This window comes from Paenibacillus sp. J22P169 (genome assembly GCF_059691995.1).
Genome location: NZ_JCAUAO010000001.1, coordinates 1,313,171 through 1,334,781, shown reverse-complemented (window position 1 = coordinate 1,334,781; position 21,611 = coordinate 1,313,171). Strand labels below are relative to the sequence as shown.

Here is a 21,611-nt window from a genome sequence, read left to right as displayed (position 1 = left end):
TCAATCAAACCTTTGAAATGATGTTGTGTTGGGAGTGAAATTGTAGTCATGAGCAAAAAGAGAAATGGTCAGCCCAATGTTATCGTTTTTTTCACAGATCAACAGCGCTGGGATACGACAGGCGTTCATGGTAATCCATTAGATTTAACGCCTAACTTCGATAGAATGGCAAGCTTCGGTACACATATCTATAACTCATTTACTTGCCAGCCAGTATGCGGACCAGCGCGTTCTTGTTTGCAGACGGGGAAATATGCTACCACAACGGGCTGCGTCACGAATTTCAATCCATTGCCAGAGGATGCTAGAACTTTAGGCCATTATTTTAAAGATGCGGGCTATGAAACTGCCTATATCGGAAAGTGGCATTTGGCAGGTGAGGAGCCTGTACCAGAGGCGAAGAGGGGCGGATATACGCACTGGCTTGCTGCTGAACTGCTCGAGTTTTCTTCGGACTCCTATCATACAGTCTTGTATGACAATGATAATCAGGCTGTTAAGCTTCCTGGCTATCGTGTAGATGCTCAAACAGATGCTGCGATTCGATTCATTGATCGTCATCAGGAAGACCCGTTCTTTATGTTCCTTTCCTATATTGAGCCGCATCATCAAAATCATATCGACGACTATCCAGCACCGGATGGATATCGAGAACGCTATGCAGGAAGGTGGATTCCTCCGGATTTAGCTGCGCTCGGGGGCTCAGCTGCTCAGCATTTAGGCGGCTACTTCGGAATGGTACGCCGGTTGGATGAAGCGCTTGGCAGGCTTCAAGACAGCTTGAAGAGTCTCGATTTAAGCGAGAATACGGTTATCCTTTTTAGCTCGGACCATGCCTGTCATTTCAAGACACGGAACAATGAGTATAAGCGTTCCTGTCATGAGAGTTCTATTCGCGTACCGACAGCTTTCAGCGGACCTGGATTTGATGGAGGCGGTCGTATTCAAGCCATGGTTAGCTTGATTGATCTTCCGCCAACCTTGTTGGATGCTGCGGGAATTCCTATCCCTGCGCATATGCAGGGTAGATCTATCCTGCCATTGTTGCACGGTGGTAAACCGAATTGGCCGACGGAAGTATTCGTGCAAATCAGTGAGACTCAAGTGGGAAGAGCTATTCGCACGAAGCGGTGGAAATATAGTGTCTACGCACCGGATAAAAACCCTGTAAGTGATACGGGCTCTGATGTCTATGTGGAACAATTCCTGTATGATTTGCTAGCAGATCCGCATGAGCTTACTAATCTAGCAGGGTATGAATCACACAAAGAAGTATCCTCCGTTTTAAGGAAACGATTGATTGAACGGATGGTCGAAACAGGGGAGGAGCCACCGAAGATACTGCCTGCAGCATCCATCGCGAGTGGTCAGCGAATCGTTCACAGCCACGAGTGCAAGCTTTAAGCAATGACTTGTAAAGGAAAGATGGGCTTGACATTCCCCGAAATCCCTTGTAAGATATTGAAAAATTCATAACGAAATATTGATGAATGGGACAGTAATTCCTAACAGACAGTCACAGCGAGCCGGGTCAGTGTAAGCCGGTACGGATGTTACGAGTGAAACGGACCCAGGAAATGGTTTGCTGAACGTTAGTAGGCAAATCCGGTCTGTCGACCGTTACGAAATAGAGGGGTTAAATCATAGGTTTAACACTTAGAGTGGTACCGCGGGAATCTTCAGCTCTCGTCTCTTTTATAGAGACGGGGGCTTTTTATATGTTCAGAAAAAGATAGGAGTGGAAAACATGTTGAATTATAAGCTTCATTTTGCTGAAAAAATATCATCGTTACTTGGTCGTTTCGAACCACAGGAGCTTGCTGCGCTGATGGAGTACCCAACGAATCCCGATAAAGGCGATCTATCTTTACCCTGTTTTCGACTGAGCAAAGGGCTTAGCAAACCACCGAAAGACATTGCTAATGAGTTGAAGATGCTGCTGCAAGATGAGGAAATTGACTATATGGAAGCCGTTTCGGGGTATTTGAATATTTTTCTGAAGAAGCACCGTTGGGCAGAATCCCTTATTTATCACATTAGTCAAGCTGGGAATCAATATGGGACTCAGAATTTGGGGCAGGGCAAGACGGTTGTGATTGACTACTCCTCTCCGAATATCGCGAAACCATTTCATGTTGGTCATTTGAGATCCACCGTGATCGGAAATGCGTTATATCAGATTCATTCCTTTCTTGGCTACACATGTGTAGGCATCAATCATTTAGGCGATTGGGGGACACAGTTCGGGAAACTGATTGTCGCCTACCAGCTATGGGGAAGTAAGGAGGCAGTAGATAACGGAGCAATCGATGAGCTTCTCCATCTTTATGTGAAATTCCATAAGGAAGTTGAAAAGGATCCTACTTTAGAAGATCAGGCACGTGCTTGGTTTACGAAAATGGAGCAAGGTGATCAAGAAGCACTTACGTTGTGGCAGTGGTTCATTGACATCAGCATCGCTGAATTTCAAAAGATCTATAAGTTATTAGGCGTTCAATTTGACGCATATCAAGGTGAAAGTTTCTACAATGATAAGATGGAACCGGTCATTCAGGCGTTAAAAGAGAAGCAACTTTTGGAAGAAGATGAGGGTGCCTTGTTAGTCAGGTTGGATGACTTTGGCATGGCGCCAGCATTGATGCTGAAAAAGGATGGCAGCTCCCTGTATCACACGCGCGATCTAACAGCTGCCATTTACAGAGCGGAGAAATATGACTTTGCTAAATTAATTTATGTGACGGATTATGCTCAAAATCTTCATTTTCAGCAATGGTTTAAGGTCGTTGAATTAATGGGTTATGCGTGGGCTTCCAAGCTGGAACATGTGGCATTTGGTCGTGTGAGTATTGAAGGGGGAGGCTTGTCGACACGTAAAGGTAATGTGATTAAATTAGAAAAAGTGTTGGAGCAAGCCGTCCAGAAAATAAAGGATGTCATCGAAGCGAGAAATCCAGGTTTGCCGAACAAAGAAGCTGTTGCTGAGCAAGTGGGGATTGGGGCCGTCATTTTCAACGATTTGAGCGCCAATCGAATCAAAGATATAGATTTTTCGTGGGAAGAAGCACTTAACTTTGATGGTGAAACGGGGCCATATGTCCAGTACACGTATGCAAGAACATGCAGTGTGTTGAAAAAAGCGCAACAAGGGAATAGTCATGGCATACAAACTTCTGAGTTGGATGGTACGTTTTTGCAAGATAAAGAAGCCGTTGCGGTTATTAAAATGCTCTATCTATTCACAGAACGAATTGAGCAAGCCATGGTAAAGCTGGAGCCTTCGATCATCTCCCGTTATCTCATTGATCTCGCGCAAGCGTTCAACCGCTTTTATCACACGAGTTACATTCTTGTGGAGGACAAACAATTGCGCGAAGCACGTCTGGCACTAGTCACTAGCGTACAAACTACTTTGCGAAATGGATTAAAGCTGATTGGGCTGCAAGCGCCAAATGAAATCTAATCAGGTTAGCAATTGGTAAAAATCCTCATTCATGAGAGATTTTCTAAGGGGGAATACTACGGGCAATACAAGGTTTGACGCTTAAGGAGCTGGTTTGTCGTGACGAAGCGCATGGCAGCGATGGTTTCAACACTATTATTGGCTAGCGGATGCGTAGGCAGCTCGTTGACGCCAAAAGATACAGGTATGGAAGACAAGCAGAATCCACCTCTTGTTCAGACTGCCTCACCTCCGATTCCGCAATTTCATTCTACTGCGAAGAAAGAGACACAATCTCACATCTCTAAAGTTACGCTAGGTGCAGTCGGAGATATCCTCATCCATGATAAGGTTTATCTAGACGCCAAGCAGAAGGACGGGACGTATAACTTTAAACCTATTTTTGAAAAGGTGAAGAAGCTGCTACAAGCGCCGGATATCCTTGTTGCTAATCAAGAAACGATGATAGGCGGCAAGGAACTGAGGCTTTCCAGTTATCCCACCTTTAACAGCCCTCATGAAATAGGTGATGCGCTGAAATTTGCAGGCGTAGACGTTGTTACGATTGCCAATAATCATGCCCTGGACCGAGGCGAAAAGGTGATTCAAAGTGCGCTCACCTACTGGGACACCCTTGGGATTCCTTATACAGGTGCATTTAAATCTCAAAATGACCGCGACAACCTAAGGACGCTTACGAAAAATGAGATTACGTTCTCCTTCTTAAGTTACACCTATGGGACGAATGGGATTTCAACGCCAATAGGTAAACCCTTTCTGGTTAATCGGATCGATGATTTGCAAATTCGTTATGATGTGGAGCATGCGAAACCAGTGTCAGATGTCATTGTCGTAGCTCTACATTGGGGGAACGAATATCAGCGGCTGCCAGATAGGAATCAAACCAATCTTGCGCATAAGCTAGCGGATATGGGTGTTGATATCATCATTGGGAATCATCCTCATGTCCTGCAGCCACCTGCCTGGGTAGAAGGGAAGAATGGACATCGAACCTTTGTGGTCTATTCGCTGGGCAACTTCCTATCTGCTCAAGTCAATTTGTATAAGCAAGTAGGTGGCATGGCGACCATCGAAGTCGTGAAAACAACAAAAAATAACGTCAAGAAGATCGAGCTAACCAATCCCAGCTTTCTCCCCACGTACACGTATAGTCAAAAAGGTAAACAATTTCAAATTATTTCAATGGATAAATTAACAGATGATCAGCTCACGAGAGCTGGTTCTAACTACCAAATGATAACCAAACATATGAAAATGTATATGCCCGAGCTTCACATTATTTCATCAGAATGAATACCCAAAAACACCGCACCTGATCAACAGGGCGGTGTTTGTTTTATGGTTGAGCCCGATTAGACTTCATCTAGTTTCGATTCTTTAGCGAGATTCAGCTTCAACGAAGCATTCTTCGCAGCTAATTCCTTAGCTAAATCTTTTTGTAGCCGTTCGCTTGTTTTGATTTCTTCGTTTAGCTTATTCACACGTGACATTTTGCTGCTCAAATCATTGTGTGACTGGCTTAATTTCATATCACGTTGAACCTGTTTTATCTTCGCTTGGGCTCTTTCTTTCTTTTTCTTCTCGTTGACACTTCTGATTTCAAGATCAGCTATGTCTTTCTTTAACTGACTAACAATTGTTTTCGTAAAACTAATGGCCATTCTAACACCCCGTATCCATTTCATGTAGCTGAGACATCATTCTACTATAAAAGGCTGCGTTATGCGAGAAGTGACCCTATGATTTTCATTCATTATGCTATTTCCAACCTTTTGCGACGATGGTTTGTTTTTTGCGCTGAAAAAGCCTTTTAAATAAGCTGACTTGCTTTTTGCGACGGAGAGTCAGTCGAACACCTTCGATCAGCAGCAAAGACCTTAATGAATCGCGGCGATTAAGCGTGTGTAATCGTTTAATAAACTGCTCGTCCATGTCGATCATCCTCCTAAGTGTTTACACATATGTGCGAGAACTTACTCTGTAAGGCTAATTCTATTATAGATTCTTTTGGTGAAAATATTTGTCAAAACGTCGTTGCGTTTCACGCTAGTTTTGTCGAAGCACTTGTCACGTCAGGATCCGCTGCTTAGCGGCTTTTTCTATTCAACTGTGGGTTGAATCCAACTTGAAGTTCAAATGACAGGTTATTGTTTGTTACTCCGGATATCCATAAAATAAGAGTAACGAAGGAGGGGGTTATCCAGATGAAGGACACGTTAGCAAGAAATATAAATAGATATCGCAAAGAAAAGGGGCTCACGCAAGAAGAACTTGCACAACGGCTCGGGCTTACTTTCCAAGCGGTTTCCAAATGGGAAAATGCGCAGACGATGCCCGACATCTCTATATTACCTAGCTTGTCTTCCGCATTAGGGATAAATATCGACAAGCTGTTAGGCTACGTTTCGCAAGATAAACCTATTTCGATTTATGAGGAAGAGTACCGAACGCCAGACTATTACTGGGGATTTGAGCCCAACTCGGCGTGCTATGAGGTTCTACGTCTAATGCCCCCAACTCAACATTTGAAGTTGTTAGATTTGGGCTGCGGCGAGGGGAAAGATGCCGTCTTCTTCGCGCGAAATGGGTATGATGTGACAGCTATTGATATTTCGGATGCGGGTATTGAAAAAACGAAAAGGCTTGCGGATCAGGTCGGTGTATCCGTGAAAGCTACGAAAGCCGATATTCAGGATTATCGGTTGGATACACACTATGACATTCTATTTTCAAGCGGTGTGTTGCACTATATAAAGCCTGAATATCGCAATGACATTTTTAAGAATTACAAAAAATACACGAATACCAACGGACTTCATGTGTTTAACGTTTTTGTTCATAAACCATTCATAGCGCCACCTCCGGAAAATGAACCCAATGCATTTAAGTGGCATTCAGGTGAATTATTGACGCATTATCAGGATTGGCTGATTAAGGAAAGTTCCGAAATCGTATTTGACTGTCATTCGTCAGGCATTCCACATCAACATGCGATGAGTACATTGATTGGCCAAAAACAAGCTTACTGAATCTTATGAATTAACAAAAAAGAGATGCTGAACAGCATCTTTTTTTTATTGAATGTCGTTCAATTCAGCTGTTTGAAAAGGTTCTTCATTAAAAGAAAAGAATTTTTTAACAAATAGGTTTACATTCTCCAACTTTCAGCATATAGTTAAAACACGGTGTTTCCTTTGGTAAACTTTTTGTCCCACTGGAAACTTTATTTTCACCCAAAAAGTTTCCCTAGGTAAAAACTATTGTAAACAAGCAATTTAAAATAGGAGGTCAAAGCGATGTTTCAGAAATCAGATAAAAAGCTATCTAGGCGTAATCTCTTGAAGCTTGGAACGACAGGAGCCTTTGCTGTTATAGGGAGTGCGTTGTTAAATCCTTCCTCATTATTCGGCAAGCCACCAGTTGCACTAGCACAAGATAAGCATGATATTCACCATGCCATGAAAGAACAATTACATGAAGGAATGAAGCATGGCTATGTCCCAGGCACAGAAGTGACGGAAGGGTTTAAAGCAGCGCAGCATGCCCTTACTGCTTTTGATTACGGCAAAGTAAGTAAGCTGCCTGACGGTAGAACGCTTAGAGAATATGAGATCTCAGCTTTTGAAGCCAATGTCGAGATTGCCAAAGGAATCAAGTTTCCCGGATGGACATTCAATGGAACGATCCCTGGTCCAACCATCCGTTGTACAGAAGGGGACGTACTCCGTGTGAAGTTTACGAATGGAACGATGCATCCGCACTCCATTCATTTCCATGGCATGCATCCGACCAATATGGACGGACTGGAAGCTGTTCTCTCAGGAGATTCATTTATTTATGAATTTGAAGCCAAACCAGCTGGCATGCATGTTTATCATTGCCATGTTGCGCCACTTGCAAGGCATATTCACAAAGGGCTTTATGGGAATTTCATCATTGATCCGAAAAAGCCAAGAGCAGCAGCCAAAGAGTTCAACATGCTCATGAATGGTTATGATCTGGACCTCGACGGGGAAAACGAGATTTACACTGTGAATGGTTATGCGTTTGCTTATCAGCAAGAACCGATTAAAGTGAAAGCTGGGGAGCTTGTTCGTATATATTTAAGCAATTTGACGGAATTCGATTTAATTAATTCATTTCATTTGCACGCGAATTTCTTCAATTATTACGCAACGGGAGCAGATCCTGAAGCTCGACCTGCGTATACCGATACCATAATGCAGTGTCAAGGCGAACGCGGGATTCTAGAAATTGTTTTTCCTTCACCAGGACGATACATGTTTCATGCACATCAAAGCGAATTCGCAGAACTGGGTTGGATGGGATTCTTCATTGCTGAATGAGAAGGGAGGCGGCGTAAATAATGAGCATCAATGATCAAACCAATATGAAATCTTCATCATCGAAATGGAAAGCTGTTCTGTGGGGCCTTCTTCCACTCATCTTGTTATTAGCCATCATTACAACTATAGTTAAAGTAGGTACAGGAGTTGAGAATGAGCCCGCTGCTCCAATCGAAGTTTTAAATGTTGAGAAGATCACTTTAAATGATGAGGGTATACAAGTAAAAGTATTAAACTCGGGTCCAGAAGAGATCACCATTGCGCAAGTTGTTGTTGATGGCGCCTTTTGGAATGCCACATTTACACCAAGCGACACGCTAAAAAGATTCGAACGAGGTATGGTTCATATTCCTTATCCTTGGGTTCAAGGTGATCCGCATGAAGTGAAATTTATCACCTCCAATGGTCTGATCTTCGTGGGTGAAGTCGCAGCTGCGGCAGCAACTCCTGAACCCAACGGGAAGTTATTTTGGCAATATGCGTTGATTGGGTTCTATGTTGGGGTTATTCCTGTAGGACTCGGCCTATTGTGGTATCCATTTCTTCGCAGATTCTCAGTAAGAGGCATGCATGCCATTCTTGCCTTAACCATAGGGTTATTGTTCTTCTTAGTCATTGATACCTTCGGCGAAGGCTTTGAGATGGCTGCTGAAGCGCCTGGCGTTTTTCAAGGATCAGGGTTAGTCTGGTTTGGAGCGCTGCTGAGCTGTCTCTTCTTAATTGCGGTAGATCAGTCGAACGAGCGTAAACTTAGCCATGAATCTTATGCAGGTAAACGAGTAGCGAACAAAATTGCGACTGGTATTGGGCTTCACAATTTTGGTGAAGGTCTTGCTATAGGCTCTGCCTTTGCAGTAGGGGAGTCAGCGCTAGGTACCTTCCTTATCATTGGTTTCACCCTTCACAACATTACAGAAGGTGTAGGGATTGCATCACCTTTACTGAAGGATCGTCCAACTTGGCAGACATTTGTCAAATTAGCATTGATCGCTGGTGGTCCTGCGATTATTGGTACTTGGGCTGGAGGATTCATATTTAACGATACCTTAGCAGCACTCTTCTTCGGAATTGGCGCAGGTGCGATTCTACAGGTCATTTATGTCATTTCGAAAATGATTCTTAGAGAATCTGAGAAGAAGGGTCTATCTCCTGTATCATGGTTAAACTTCAGTGGACTTACAGCAGGGATATTGATCATGTATGTGACAGCATTAATGGTGAAATTTTAAAAAAATCTATATAAGATGAAAGGCAGGTGATTCGTATGTTATCAGGTATTGGCGTACCGGGTCTTATTGTGATCGTAGGTGTTGCATTACTCTTATTCGGTCCAACGAAGCTTCCGCAATTAGGTCGTGCTTTCGGCACAACGATCAAGGAATTTAGACAAGGAACGAAGGGCTTGCTAGAAGATGAGGATACGAAGGATAAAAAGACGGATAAGTAATGGATTTGGTGGTTATCAAAAGGTATGCTTCTTGCATGCCTTTTTTTGTTAGGATAGGACATATCCTTGAAAATGAATTGCGGATGGAGCAACGAGATGAAATCATTAGAACAATATTGGAATGAAACGTATCAAAGACTTGACGTTAAACCTACATACGATAACTGGTTGGACAAATATTGGGAGGAGTACCTATCAAAATATAGCAGCAATGCGCTTATTGTTGATCTAGGCTGTGGTGTCGGTAATAATACCCAATACTTATTCGATCACGGCTTGTCTCCGATTGCCTGTGATATTTCTGAAGAGGCTATTAAGAAATTGAAAGCATTTCTGCCTGACATTCAAACGCTCTGTTTGGATATGACCACTGGACTTCCTTTCGAGAAAGGGACCGTACAAGTGCTGATCGCTGATTTAAGTATTCATTATTTCGATGAGGTCACAACCCATGAAATCATTCGAGATCTCCATAACGTGCTTAAGCAAGACGGACTACTGTTAGTCAGATTGAATTCGACCCATGAAATTGGAAATATTATGGGAGACGACGGACTCTACAGAAGGTTCTTTGATCGAGAAGAGATTGAGCGATTTTTTGATCAGGACAAGTGGACGTATGTGTATGTAGCAGAATATGAAATGGACAGATATACCAACAAGAAGATGCTATGGGAAATCGCGTTGACCCCACGCTGACAACTGAACTATTGCTTGAATGTTACAAGTCATCATCGATTTGAAATTGTCATGATAAAGCAATAAGTAGTCAATTTCCGCATGCACAACCTTAAAGGAATTAGTGCATGATGAGCGAAGCTCTAATATATACATTTGACCCATCAAGCAGTTCTATCCTATTTAAGCAGAAAAGAGGTTTCCCATGAATCAGATTGGCATTGCACTCATCGGATGTGGAGCGATTTCCAGCGTACATTTGAAAGCCATTTCACAGATACCGACGGCTAAATTAGTGGCAGTAGTAGACACGAACGCCGAATTGGCAGCACAAACAGCAGAAACGTATCAATGCAGTTATTACACGGATTATCTCGAGATGTTGAAGAATCCAGACATTGACGTCGTTCATATATGTACAGCTCATTATTTGCATGCGCCAATGGCTGTTGACTCACTTCACGCTGGGAAGCATGTTCTTACGGAGAAGCCTATGGCTGAAACGAAAGAAGCTGCTCAAACGATGTTACGTGCAGCAGAAGCGAATCCGAATGTACAACTAGGTGTTATTTTCCAAAATAGATATAACCCCGCATCTCAGCTTATGAAAAAAGCCGTAGATTCTGGTGAACTCGGAAAGTTGCTTTGTCTGAAAGGAATTGTAACGTGGTGCAGAGATGCTTCCTATTATGAAACCGAATGGAAAGGGAAGTGGGCTACGGAAGGTGGAGGTGTCCTCATTAACCAGTCCATTCATACCTTAGATCTCCTGCAATGGATTGGTGGCGAGGTGTCAAGCATCAAAGGGACGATGTCGACGGATTCACTGGAGGGAATTATTGAAGTAGAAGATACGGTTCATGCTCATTTGACGTATCGAAGCGGGGCCACGGCTGTCTTTTATGCAACAAATGCTTATGGGGTCAACTCCCCTCCTGAAATCGAGCTTGTCTTCGAAAAAGGAAGACTAGTACTCACAGGTGATACGTTGTATCGCGTGTTGGATGGCGAGCAGACGATACTGACTTCACCAGAAGCTACGAATTTAGGAGCCAAATCCTATTGGGGAATAAGTCATGGGACGCAGATAGCAGATTTCTATGACCATATTCGAAATGATCGCAGCTACTATTTGAATGGACCCGAGGGATTTAAGACGTTCAATCTGGTTATGGATATTTATGAATCTTCCAGATCAGGAAAAAGAATCAGTTATAAATAAATTTTTGGTTTCATAGGGGACTGTCACCAGAATTGCGAATTCGCATTTCCGGGTTGACAGTCTTTTTTATGCACAGCTAGTGGTTTCCGGTAGATAACATGACCTATAGCAGGGAACTATGTTTCAGCGCGAAACAAAGTCCCATCATCACGGAAGTAAAAGGCAATTTCATCGGAAATCGTACTCATTCTTATCGAAATTCGTGTGAATTCTTCAATGATGCCACGATCAACTTCACAGTAAACACCATTCGCGTCTGTCTGCCATACAGATACCGTCGTTTGAGATAGCGCGGCAGTAAATAAATCTCCATCAGATGTCAAAGTCAGCAACATGATTATCGCCTCTCTTTCTGAAACGTCACTTGGACTTCAAATCGTTCGGTTGTTAATTGAGTATATTCGCATTTATGACTGACATGCGAACTAAACATGAGTTGTACTCCTATTCTTATCTAATTCTAATCCGTACCGCTTGGTAACGGCTTATTTCTATCCATATCAAGAATTGACTCACCACGGTTTATCTCACAATTCAAATGGTCATAATGGGGAAGGGGATGAGTATAAGGAGGGACCAACATCATGCCTGATGATGCAACGATTCCTATTGACCCAAATGTTGAAATTAACCTTGAACGCATCATGATCGATTTAGGCGGTAGTGATGATGTTGTCATTCGCGAGATACAGGATGAAGGTACTCTGATCGTAGCTGCTGCGGTCGTATATATCGATGGGCTCTCAGACACGGTGGCAATTAATACTTATATTTTTGATGTGTTAAAACATATGTTAAGGGCTATCCCTCAGGAAACACACGGAGACAGTTTGCCTACAGAAACACTTGCCAAAGAGCTCCTCACTGGATTAGGCTCGATTCAAACAGTGACGGATATGGCAGCTTTGTACGAAAATTTGCTCTCTGGCGAAGCTATTATATTATTTAATCACCAACATCACGCTTATCGTGCTGACATTCGTCAATGGAAGGGACGAGATGTTAGCGAGTCAACGAATCAAACGGCGGTACGTGGACCAAGGGAAAGTTTTACCGAGACACTTCGGACCAATACAGCATTAATTAGACGTAAAATCAAGGATCCAAGTCTATGGATGGAGACCATGTCCATTGGACGTATAACAAAAACGGACGTAACGATTATGTACATCAATGGAATGGCCAAGCCATCCGTTATTGAACTGGTTCGCTCAAGACTCAAAGCTATCGACATCGATAGTATTTTAGATAGCGGGTATATTGAGGAATTGATTGAGGAAAATAAATTTTCACTTTTTCCAACAATCTACAACTCGGAATTACCAGATACCACGGCAGCTCAGCTACTTGAGGGGAAAGTTGCGATTCTCGTAGATGGCACACCAAACATTCTACTCGTTCCTACACAACTCGTTACCTTTTTTCAATCAGCTGAGGATTATTATCAACGTGCCTTCTATGCAACACTGCTTCGTCTACTACGATTTAGCACGGTTTTCATCTCGTTGCTGCTTCCATCCATTTATATCGCAATAACGACCTTTCATCGTGATATGCTGCCAGCTTCGCTGCTAATCGGTTTAGCAGCACAGCGAGAAGGTGTTCCGTTACCCGCATTTGTAGAGGCTCTAGTAATGGAAATTACCTTTGAAATTTTACGAGAAGCCGGTCTTCGCATGCCGCGAGCGATTGGGCAAGCTGTATCCGTTGTTGGCACACTTGTTATTGGACAAGCCGCTGTGGAAGCGGGGATTGTGTCGGCTGCGATGGTTATTGTCGTTTCAGTAACAGCGATATCAACATTTACCTTACCAGCATACAGCATGTCTATTCCTATTCGTATCCTACGTTTTGTGTTTATGGGTGCAGCAGCCAGCTTTGGATTATTTGGAATTGCCATGGGGATGTTTGTGTTATTGCTTCATTTATGTGCTCTTCGTTCTTTCGGAGAGCCTTTTATGTCTCCGTTTTCTCCTTACAGAAAAGCAGATTTGGAGGATACGCTTGTACGCTTGCCAAGATGGTTAATGTTTAAACGTCCTGAGACATCACAGAAAGATGGAAGCAATAGGTTTCGTAGGCGTTAGTAAGGAGGCGCTTCAGGATGAAATGTAAAATAGCGATTATCGTGCTCTGCTTGATTATGCTTACGGGCTGCTGGAGCAGACGCGAATTGAATGAACTCCTTATTGTACTTGGCATCGGTGTTGATTGGAAGGATGGCGAGTATTTGGTGTCGTTCCAAGTCGTTAATCCTAGTGAAATATCTGTCCAGAGAAGAGGGGGAGATCGACCACCAAGTACCCTTTATCAGGGAAGAGGTAAAACGATATTCGAGGCAGCAAGGTCATTAACAGCAGAGGCACCGCGGAAAGTATATTTGGGACATCTGCAATTATATGTAATTGGGGAAGAGTTGGCCAAAAGAGGTCTTAAAGATTTCCTCGATTCTTCTATTCGTGACAACGAGTTACGTATGGATTTCAATATTGTTATTGCAAGAGGCACAATGGCAGAAAATATTTTGAAATTATACACACCTGTCGAGAAGCTGCCTAGCTATAGTATGCAGCAATCCTTGCAAACCTCACAAAAGTCATGGGCTCCGACTGTCGCCATGACGATGGATGAAACGTTAAACAAACTGTCAGGGAAAGGCTTTGAGCTCGCGCTAACAGGTATTAAAATAATCGGGGATCCCTCCATGGGAGATTCGAAAAAAAACGTGGAACATTTTCAACCGCCTAGCCGTTTCCGTTACACGGGTATTGCTGCTTTTAAGGGCGACAAATTAATAGGATGGTTGGACGAGAAGGAAAGTAAAGGCTATACAGACATTACAGATAAATTGGACAGTACATCCGTCGAAATTGCCTGTGCTGAGCAAAATTATATAGGAATTGAAATTACTTCTTCTAAAGCTAAATTGAAAGCAAGTGTGCTGAGCGGAATACCTGAAATCAATGTATCCATTCGAGCAGAAGCCAATATTGTGGACCGGAATTGCAGAGATATCGATTTGACGGATTCACAAACGATTAAACGTCTTGAGGAAGAAACGAAACAAATTTTACAATCGCATGTTGAGGCGGTCGTTGCACGGGCGAAGGACATGAAATCGGATATCATCGGATTTGGAAGTCAGCTGGGAAAGGATCAACCCGCGTATTGGAAGGAAGTTAAGGAAACATGGAATGATGAGATGTTTCTTCAAACGAATGTGCACTATAACATCGAAGTATTTATTCGGAAAACCGGCACGATAGGAAATTCGACAATGCAATAGGAAGGCAGAGAGGGCGTGGTCGGGAATGGCATCTGTACTTGCCGTACTGGCGTTAGCAGCAGGTACATTCTGGCTAGAAGTACCTGCGCTATTACGCCAAAATCATAAACGCGAGTTCGTCATTTTCAGTATACTCCTTCTGATATCGAGTGGATTGTATGTACTGTTAACCTTAGAAGTTGTTCTTCCGAATCCATTTAGGATTATTAAATTTATGTTCGGGTGGATTGTATAAATGAGGCTGGATGCAAAGACAAGGAGGTTCGTATGAACATATTTGACAATGCCAGCATATCTGTACGCCAGTTTACGATCTTGATCATTCTTGGGGTTATTGGGGATTCGATTCTTATTATGCCGACCATCCTTGCGGCTTCATCTAAACAAGATGCTTGGTTGTCCAGTTTGTTAGCGATATTCCTCGGATTCGTAGCAGCAAGTATATTCGCTGGCATTGCGAACAAACTTCGTAGACGGAGATTATTTAATGTGATCCGACTAAAGCTGGGAGTTTGGATTGGAAGTTTGTTCATCGTTCTATTTTTGTTCGAATTTTACATGTGCTTGCTAACGCTGTTGAGTGAGATGAGCCAATTTATGACGACGCAATTAATGCCAGAAACGCCGGTTAATGCGATCATTGCTCTTTTCACTTTGGTTATTATTATCGCTTACAAGTATGGTATTGAAGCATTTGCGCGAATGGGAGAGCTGCTTTTTCCAGTGTTTATGCTGCTATTATTCATTCTCTTCGTTTTATTAATGCCACAGGTGGATCTTGCCAATTTGCGACCTATTGGATTTGCAGGCATTGTCGCGATTTGGAAAGGGGCTCTAATGGCTTTTGCAACAGCATTTGCAGAAATGGTTGTTTTACTTATGCTCGTTCCCAATGTAATCGGTACGGTGTCACTGACCAAACCAATTCTGATTGGCTTTGCAATCGGTGGTACGATTTTATTTGTCATTGTGATTCTATGTGTGCTTGTGTTAGGCCCTAATTTAATGGAAACGAAATACTATCCAACCTTTGTGCTCGCACAGAAAATAACAATTGGACATTTTTTGGAGCGGTTAGAGGCGGTTATGGCGTTTCTATGGTTCATATCGGTGTTTTATAAAACATTACTCATCTTTTTCTCACTCACCTCTGGTCTTGCTGAGTTGTTTCAGCTGAAGAAGAGTCATATGCTGACAATCCCTATTGGCATGCTGCTTTTGGTAGGAACCATTTCAGGCACGCCTAATATTACGGTTTATAATGAGATTCTTGAGACCTACTATTTTTGGTTCGACCTTAGTTTTTGCATTGTAATTCCCCTGATGTTGCTAGTTTTGTTCTATATCTTAGATAAAACCAATAAAGTAACGCCAAATGACACAGAAGTACTGAAGGAATCTACACGTTAAATCACTTAATGCAACTCATTCTCAGGAGGACAACCATGGATCAATTGTTCAAAATGAAAGAGCGAGGGACTTCCGTATCCACGGAGCTGATGGCAGGTGTTACGACTTTTCTTACGATGGTCTATATTGTTATTGTGAATCCTGGGATATTAAGTACAACAGGGATGGATTTCCATGGTGTATTCATGGCGACTGTACTTGCGAGTATTGTAGCAACTCTTATTATGGGGCTCTTTGCGAATTATCCGATCGTGATTGCGCCAGGTATGGGGTTGAATGCTTATTTTGCCTTTACCGTGGTGGGAGGCAATGGTGTGCCATGGCAAGTAGCCTTAGGCGCTGTGTTTATTGCTGGAATTCTGTTCATCGTGCTGTCGCTCACTTCATTCCGTTATGTCTTGCTTGACGCGATTCCCGCAAGTCTTAAACACGCAATCACCGCTGGAATTGGACTATTTATCACTTTCATCGGTTTACAAAATGCGAAAATCATCGTCGGTTCACCAGCTACCTTACTTACATTAGGCAATTTGAAAGAGCCCATGACAGCACTTACATTAATTGGACTCATCATTTCGCTGGTCCTGTTGGCGTATCAAGTCCGCGGATATTTATTCTTCGGCATGTTGATCACTGCTGTTCTGGCTTGGATGTACGGGCTCTTAGCTTTACCAGATACCTTTGTTGCAGCCCCTACAGGATTAGTTGCGACAGCGTTCCAACTCGATATAAAGGGTGTTTTTTCCGGAGGCTTATACGCAGTTATTTTTACTTTCTTATTGATCACGCTATTCGATACTACCGGTACGATGCTGGGGGTAGCCGAGCAAGCAGGTCTCCTCAAGGACAATAAATTTCCCCGCTCACGAGGAGCGCTCTTGGCCGATGCGGTTGGTACTACAACTGGGGCACTACTTGGGACTAGTCCGACCTCAGCGTATATCGAATCCAGTTCAGGAGTTGCAGTCGGGGGGAGAACAGGACTTACTGCTGTTATGGTTTGCCTTTTATTGGCCCTGACCTTATTGTTTTCACCGATTATAGCGGTTCTAGCAAGTATCCCGGCAATCACGGCACCAACCTTAATTATTGTCGGCTTTCTGATGATGAATGTGCTGCGTAAAATTGAATGGCAGGACTTGGAAGAGGCTTTTCCAGCTTTCCTGATCGTTGTTCTAATGCCACTGACTTATAGTATCGCGACAGGGATTGGCATAGGCTTCATTGTATATCCGATTCTCAAGGTCATACGGGGGAAAAGGAAGGATGTACATCCTATTTTCTATCTATTTGCGGTGTTGTTTTTTATACAAATTGTATTTTTCACTCACTAATACATAGAAGGTTGAAGCAGGCGCCGCGGCGTTCTGCTTTTTTTGCTTTCTAGCATCTCTCGATCGGGCATAGTTATATCCGCTTTCATCCAAACCATTGTGGACAAGGGACATAAACTATCAAGAACAAGAACAACGTTATTAAGAGTATGGCTTACGGGAAGTGATGCAGATGTTTAATGGACTTCTAGCAGCCGTTGAGAGAAATTACACGTTGACGATCCAACAGGTTGAAGTTATTCGAGACACATCTCGAACTTTTGTTGTAAAAGTAATTGCAGATCAAGGCCTATATATTTTGAAAAGAATATGTACCGATGAGCATCGTTTGCAATTTATGCTGGAAGCAGAAGACTTTCTAAGAAACCGAGGTATTCAGATTCCAACCGTATATTCTACTAGTACGAATACGAAATATTTGATCTATAAAGGAGATAGGTATGTCTTACAGCAATGGATTTATGGTGTTTCTTATCCACTAACAAGCTTAGCTCAAACCGTTAGGTTAGCTGAAATACTGGGCAACATGCATGCTATTTCAAGAGAGTATCCATCATTCATTAGTTCTGTATGTATTGGCGGTGTCAGATGGGAGCGGGAGTACGAGGAAGCTCTTCGATACTTGGAGAGATGGAAAAAAGACAGTTCATTAAGAGAGGAAGCCTGGCGTTCAGCGGTGATGGCTTATATAGATTTTTATATTACAACAGGCCATTATCTGAAAGAAGAACTTAGGAATAACGCTTGTTTCCTCTCCTGGAAGGACAAAAAGCCGAATTTTGTTCTCAGTCACAATGATTTTCATACACAAAATATTTTACAGACAGCGTCCTTCGGTGTGTATATCATCGATTGGGAGTTTGTAAGAATAGACTTTCCTTCTAGAGATTTGAATCGGGTATTATACGCGATGATAAAAAAGTTCGCATCTTGGAATGAACAAGCTTTTGATAGGGTCATGCGTGCATATCTCAAACAGAATAGACTCAACACGCATGAGATGAAGTTGATGTATCTGGATTTGGCTTTTCCACATAATCTGTGCCGGAACTTGATTTTGGACAAATTCAACCAAATGTCTGTGAATCAAATCAAAGCAATTTTGCAGAAGGAACAAGAGAAGACCATTTTTTTACTTGAATCATATAGAAAGTAAGTTCTTAAAACAACAGCAGCTTGCTAATTGAGCAGGGCTGTTGTTATTTCATTTTGCTAGTGACATCTAAATGCCAATAAGTAGCAGTATTGTGCAGGAAGTTAGCCATTGTCTGCATTAAATCTGAGATAATTTAACGTTATAATGAGGTACAAGATGAAATGTAAGCGCAATCATCGTGATGGTGACACTTCAATTGGGGAGGTGAAACGGGCGTTTGTTAACGTCCCGAAGCTAAGTGCAATTGAATCTACTTTTGACGACACGGAGGTTGTAGAAATGTTAAAAAACGTGAAGCATCTTATAAAATCCGTATGCATTCTTACGTTGGGCTCGCTCCTCATAACTTCATTCGGGATCCAAGCACCTTCCGCGCATGCAGCAGTAGCCAGGCAGATGGAAAAGTTAGATCGCGGTCTAGTCGCGGTAAAGGTAAGCACAGGCGTCCTCGTCAGCTGGAGACTGCTGGGTACAGAGGCAGCGAGTACGTCTTTCAACGTCTATCGAAATGGTGTTAAGCTCAATGCTTCACCGATCACGACAAGCACGAATTATCAAGATAACGCTGGAACAACGAGCTCCAGCTACACGGTCAAAGCCGTAGTAGGTGGCGTAGAGCAGTCAGCATCGGCTGCAGCTACCCCATGGGCGAACAACTATTTGGATGTACCATTACAAAAACCTGCAGGCGGAACTACACCAGACGGTGTCAGCTATACCTACAACGCCAATGATGCAAGTGTTGGTGATGTGGATGGTGACGGTCAATATGAAATCATTTTGAAATGGGATCCTACGAATTCCAAAGACAATTCACAAGATGGTTATACAGGTGAAGTATTTGTCGATGCTTATAAGCTTAACGGGACGCGGTTATGGCGGATTAGTATGGGTAAAAATATTCGCGCTGGTGCGCATTATACGCAATTCATGGTCTACGATTTAGATGGGGATGGCAAAGCAGAAATCGCCATGAAAACCGCAGATGGAACGAAGGATGGCACTGGGGTAGTCATCGGCAGCTCAACGGCAGATTATCGAAACAGTGTGGGAAGAGTTCTGAGTGGACCTGAATTTTTAACCATATTTGAAGGGTCGACAGGAAAAGCATTGACCTCAACGAGCTACGATCCACCACGTGGCACAGTCGGCGATTGGGGCGATACATACGGCAATCGGGTAGATCGTTTCTTAGCTACGGTCGCCTATCTGGATGGGCAAAAGCCGAGTATCGTCATGGCACGTGGTTATTACACAAGAACTGTTTTGGTAGCGTACAATTGGCGGAGTGGAACACTATCCAAATTATGGACATTTGACAGCAACACCTCAGGTAACTCAGCTTATGCTGGGCAAGGGAACCACAACTTAACAGCGGCTGACGTTGATGGCGATGGCAAGGATGAAATCGTGTATGGTGCGATGACCATCGATGATAACGGAGCTAAGAAATACAACACGGCTTTAGGTCATGGCGATGCTCTTCATGTTGGTGATTTGGATCCGAACAGTGCGGGGCTTGAAGTATTCAAAGTCATGGAAAGCACTAGTGCTGCCTATGGCGCTGCCGTGTGGAATGCCGGAACAGGAGCCATCAAATGGGGTGTGAATACCGGTGCTGATACGGGAAGAGGCATGGCCGCTGATATTGATCCGCGGTATGCCGGCGAAGAAGTGTGGGCAAGCAACGGGGTCGGGCTTTATCAAATCAATGGTACCAAAATCAGCTCCACAATCCCTTCCTCCATTAACTTCGGTATCTGGTGGGACGGCGATGTTTCTCGTGAGCTTCTTGATCATAATTGGGATGGCACGAATGGGGTTGGACGCATTGATAAATGGAACTACACAAGTCTTAATACAACGACTTTATTAACTGCAACAGGAACCAATTCGAATAACTATACGAAGGGGAATCCAAGCTTGCAAGCCGATCTGTTAGGCGATTGGCGTGAAGAGGTCATTTGGCGGAAGTCGGACAGTACAGCGTTACGCATCTACGCAACGCCGTATGTAACAAGTACGCGTCTTTGGACATTAATGCATGATCCACTATATCGTCTAGACATCGCATGGCAGAATGTGGCTTACAACCAACCTCCACACACGAGCTACTATCTCGGAACAGGTATGGCAACGCCAACACAACCGAATATTTATACCACGCCATAACAACGGTTGAAAGATAATGAGAAGCGTTCGGGTAACTCCGGCGCTTCTTTTTTCCACATATGAATCTATAAGTTTCCGGTTCTCGGAAAAACAAATTCTTATTGGCGAAAAAAACCACATTTAAAACGCGGTCGCTCATCCTCGAATGACTTCGATAGAAGTTTTTCTCATTCCATTCGCATTTGTTGAATGCGCTTTCTAAACACAGCAGGTGATACCCCATAGAAAGCTGAAAACTGACGAGAAAAATAGAAGGGATGGTTAAACCCTACGTCCTCAGCAATTTCGGCCATCGTTAATGAAGTCGTTTCTATGAGCTTTCTAGCTTGTCGAAGTCGTATTTTATTTAGCATGTCCATGACGGATTCACCGGTCTGCCTTTTAAAGAGATGGGCGAACCTTGAAGCAGATAAGTTTACCGTAGCAGCCAATTCAGCAACTGTATAAGGTCGATTATAATGCTGTGTAATCAGCTCTAACGTACACTTTACACGAGAATCCAGCGGGTATTCTGTTTGCATGGCACTTTTGGACATCAGAAGGAGAATTTTCTCCAACGCGTTGAAAGCTAATCTTTCTGCAAAGGGATTGGCTTCTTCGTTATATTGTATTAAATGATTAAAAGCACTCGTTAAACGAAGCAACTCTTTTTCGCAATCAAAACGAGCTAATCGGATTCCTTTAATCGCCTCTGGCAGCTGGAGCAGTGGTAACCATTCTTCCTTAGGCACAAAATGACACCAATAAAATTCCCACAGGGTATTCTCTGGCGTTCCATAGTAATGGGGTGTACCTGGTGTGATTAAAGTAACCTCATCCTGAAGGCACTCATAAGTTTCTTTACCGTTGTTGAAGAGTCCAGTTCCATTTAAAGTCAAGGTGAGATAATAATCTTTCGTACCGTTGGACCGTTTAACTTGGTAGCCATATGACTGTCGATAATGGCCTGATATCAGCTTTCCAGGGACGGTCATCAGATTTTCTTTGGCAGAAAAGGACATGAACTCAGTCATACAATGGACGCCTCCATTTCCCAGATAACTACTAGTATAAATGATTTTATAGGAAAATAAATCGTAAAAAAAAGATGCCCCACAAGC

Annotated in this window: 20 protein-coding genes and 1 other annotated feature; of the genes, 16 read left to right on the top strand and 4 right to left on the bottom strand. The window is 43.0% G+C overall.

The genetic code is table 11. The features are described from left to right. The first annotated feature begins 48 nt into the window (after positions 1–48). The 3 genes from AC58QG_RS06220 to AC58QG_RS06210 all read left to right on the top strand — a co-directional run bounded on the left by AC58QG_RS06220 (position 49) and on the right by AC58QG_RS06210 (position 4,753). Complete coding sequence (locus AC58QG_RS06220) at positions 49–1,404, top strand: sulfatase family protein (RefSeq protein ID WP_497361228.1); 1,356 nt, start codon at positions 49–51, stop codon at positions 1,402–1,404. Between the two features lie 73 nt (positions 1,405–1,477). Beyond that, positions 1,478–1,697, top strand: a binding site (T-box leader). A 53-nt stretch (positions 1,698–1,750) separates the two neighbouring features. After that, the gene (gene argS / locus AC58QG_RS06215; protein WP_497362794.1) at positions 1,751–3,460 is read left to right on the top strand and encodes an arginine--tRNA ligase; all 1,710 of its coding nucleotides are present in this window, start codon (positions 1,751–1,753) and stop codon (positions 3,458–3,460) included. Positions 3,461–3,559: 99 nt separating this feature from the next. Beyond that, on the top strand, positions 3,560–4,753 hold the full coding sequence (locus AC58QG_RS06210) for a CapA family protein (RefSeq protein ID WP_497361227.1): 1,194 nt from the start codon (positions 3,560–3,562) through the stop codon (positions 4,751–4,753). Between the two features lie 59 nt (positions 4,754–4,812). On the opposite strand, the gene AC58QG_RS06205 is transcribed toward AC58QG_RS06210, so the two are convergent. Continuing rightward, positions 4,813–5,145 (bottom strand): hypothetical protein, encoded by a 333-nt coding sequence (locus AC58QG_RS06205; protein ID WP_497361226.1) that lies wholly within the window; start codon positions 5,143–5,145, stop codon positions 4,813–4,815. Positions 5,146–5,218: 73 nt separating this feature from the next. Beyond that, the gene (locus tag AC58QG_RS06200) at positions 5,219–5,392 is read right to left on the bottom strand and encodes a hypothetical protein (protein WP_497361225.1); all 174 of its coding nucleotides are present in this window, start codon (positions 5,390–5,392) and stop codon (positions 5,219–5,221) included. 272 nt (positions 5,393–5,664) lie between these two features. Between AC58QG_RS06200 and AC58QG_RS06195 the strand changes: the two genes are divergently transcribed. From AC58QG_RS06195 to AC58QG_RS06170, 6 genes are all read left to right on the top strand, one after another. Then, entirely contained in the window at positions 5,665–6,489 is an 825-nt protein-coding gene (locus tag AC58QG_RS06195) for a helix-turn-helix domain-containing protein (protein ID WP_497361224.1), read from the top strand. Positions 6,490–6,756: 267 nt separating this feature from the next. Then, on the top strand, positions 6,757–7,806 hold the full coding sequence (locus AC58QG_RS06190) for a multicopper oxidase domain-containing protein (RefSeq protein WP_497361223.1): 1,050 nt from the start codon (positions 6,757–6,759) through the stop codon (positions 7,804–7,806). A gap of 20 nt (positions 7,807–7,826) precedes the next feature. Continuing rightward, the gene (locus tag AC58QG_RS06185) at positions 7,827–9,035 is read left to right on the top strand and encodes a ZIP family metal transporter (RefSeq protein WP_497361222.1); all 1,209 of its coding nucleotides are present in this window, start codon (positions 7,827–7,829) and stop codon (positions 9,033–9,035) included. 35 nt (positions 9,036–9,070) lie between these two features. Then, positions 9,071–9,253, top strand: coding sequence for a twin-arginine translocase TatA/TatE family subunit (locus AC58QG_RS06180; protein WP_497362793.1), 183 nt, complete (start codon positions 9,071–9,073; stop codon positions 9,251–9,253). A gap of 96 nt (positions 9,254–9,349) precedes the next feature. After that, the gene (locus AC58QG_RS06175) at positions 9,350–9,952 is read left to right on the top strand and encodes a class I SAM-dependent methyltransferase (protein WP_497361221.1); all 603 of its coding nucleotides are present in this window, start codon (positions 9,350–9,352) and stop codon (positions 9,950–9,952) included. 184 nt (positions 9,953–10,136) lie between these two features. Then, a complete protein-coding gene (locus tag AC58QG_RS06170) occupies positions 10,137–11,153 on the top strand; it encodes a Gfo/Idh/MocA family protein (protein ID WP_497361220.1) in 1,017 nt (338 codons plus the stop codon). Positions 11,154–11,269: 116 nt separating this feature from the next. On the opposite strand, the gene AC58QG_RS06165 is transcribed toward AC58QG_RS06170, so the two are convergent. Then, complete coding sequence (locus tag AC58QG_RS06165) at positions 11,270–11,488, bottom strand: hypothetical protein (RefSeq protein ID WP_497361219.1); 219 nt, start codon at positions 11,486–11,488, stop codon at positions 11,270–11,272. Between the two features lie 249 nt (positions 11,489–11,737). Here AC58QG_RS06165 and AC58QG_RS06160 point away from each other — a divergent pair, with 249 nt between their 5' ends. The 7 genes from AC58QG_RS06160 to AC58QG_RS06130 all read left to right on the top strand — a co-directional run bounded on the left by AC58QG_RS06160 (position 11,738) and on the right by AC58QG_RS06130 (position 20,511). Further along, the gene (locus AC58QG_RS06160; protein WP_497361218.1) at positions 11,738–13,240 is read left to right on the top strand and encodes a spore germination protein; all 1,503 of its coding nucleotides are present in this window, start codon (positions 11,738–11,740) and stop codon (positions 13,238–13,240) included. 17 nt (positions 13,241–13,257) lie between these two features. Further along, complete coding sequence (locus AC58QG_RS06155; protein ID WP_497361217.1) at positions 13,258–14,439, top strand: Ger(x)C family spore germination protein; 1,182 nt, start codon at positions 13,258–13,260, stop codon at positions 14,437–14,439. A 25-nt stretch (positions 14,440–14,464) separates the two neighbouring features. Then, positions 14,465–14,674: a hypothetical protein gene (locus AC58QG_RS06150; RefSeq protein ID WP_497361216.1), complete on the top strand. Its 210-nt coding sequence runs from the start codon at positions 14,465–14,467 to the stop codon at positions 14,672–14,674. Between the two features lie 32 nt (positions 14,675–14,706). Then, positions 14,707–15,849 carry a GerAB/ArcD/ProY family transporter gene (locus AC58QG_RS06145; protein WP_497361215.1) on the top strand — a complete coding sequence of 381 codons (1,143 nt, stop codon included), beginning with the start codon at positions 14,707–14,709 and terminating at the stop codon, positions 15,847–15,849. A 35-nt stretch (positions 15,850–15,884) separates the two neighbouring features. Beyond that, positions 15,885–17,183, top strand: coding sequence for an NCS2 family permease (locus AC58QG_RS06140; protein ID WP_497361214.1), 1,299 nt, complete (start codon positions 15,885–15,887; stop codon positions 17,181–17,183). A gap of 172 nt (positions 17,184–17,355) precedes the next feature. Further along, complete coding sequence (locus AC58QG_RS06135) at positions 17,356–18,339, top strand: YutH/CotS family kinase-like spore coat protein (RefSeq protein WP_497361213.1); 984 nt, start codon at positions 17,356–17,358, stop codon at positions 18,337–18,339. Positions 18,340–18,618: 279 nt separating this feature from the next. Further along, positions 18,619–20,511 (top strand): rhamnogalacturonan lyase, encoded by a 1,893-nt coding sequence (locus AC58QG_RS06130; protein ID WP_497362792.1) that lies wholly within the window; start codon positions 18,619–18,621, stop codon positions 20,509–20,511. Between the two features lie 167 nt (positions 20,512–20,678). Here the strand turns inward: AC58QG_RS06130 and AC58QG_RS06125 are convergent, their stop codons facing one another. Further along, positions 20,679–21,524 carry a helix-turn-helix domain-containing protein gene (locus tag AC58QG_RS06125; RefSeq protein ID WP_497361212.1) on the bottom strand — a complete coding sequence of 282 codons (846 nt, stop codon included), beginning with the start codon at positions 21,522–21,524 and terminating at the stop codon, positions 20,679–20,681. Between the last annotated feature and the right edge of the window lie 87 nt (positions 21,525–21,611).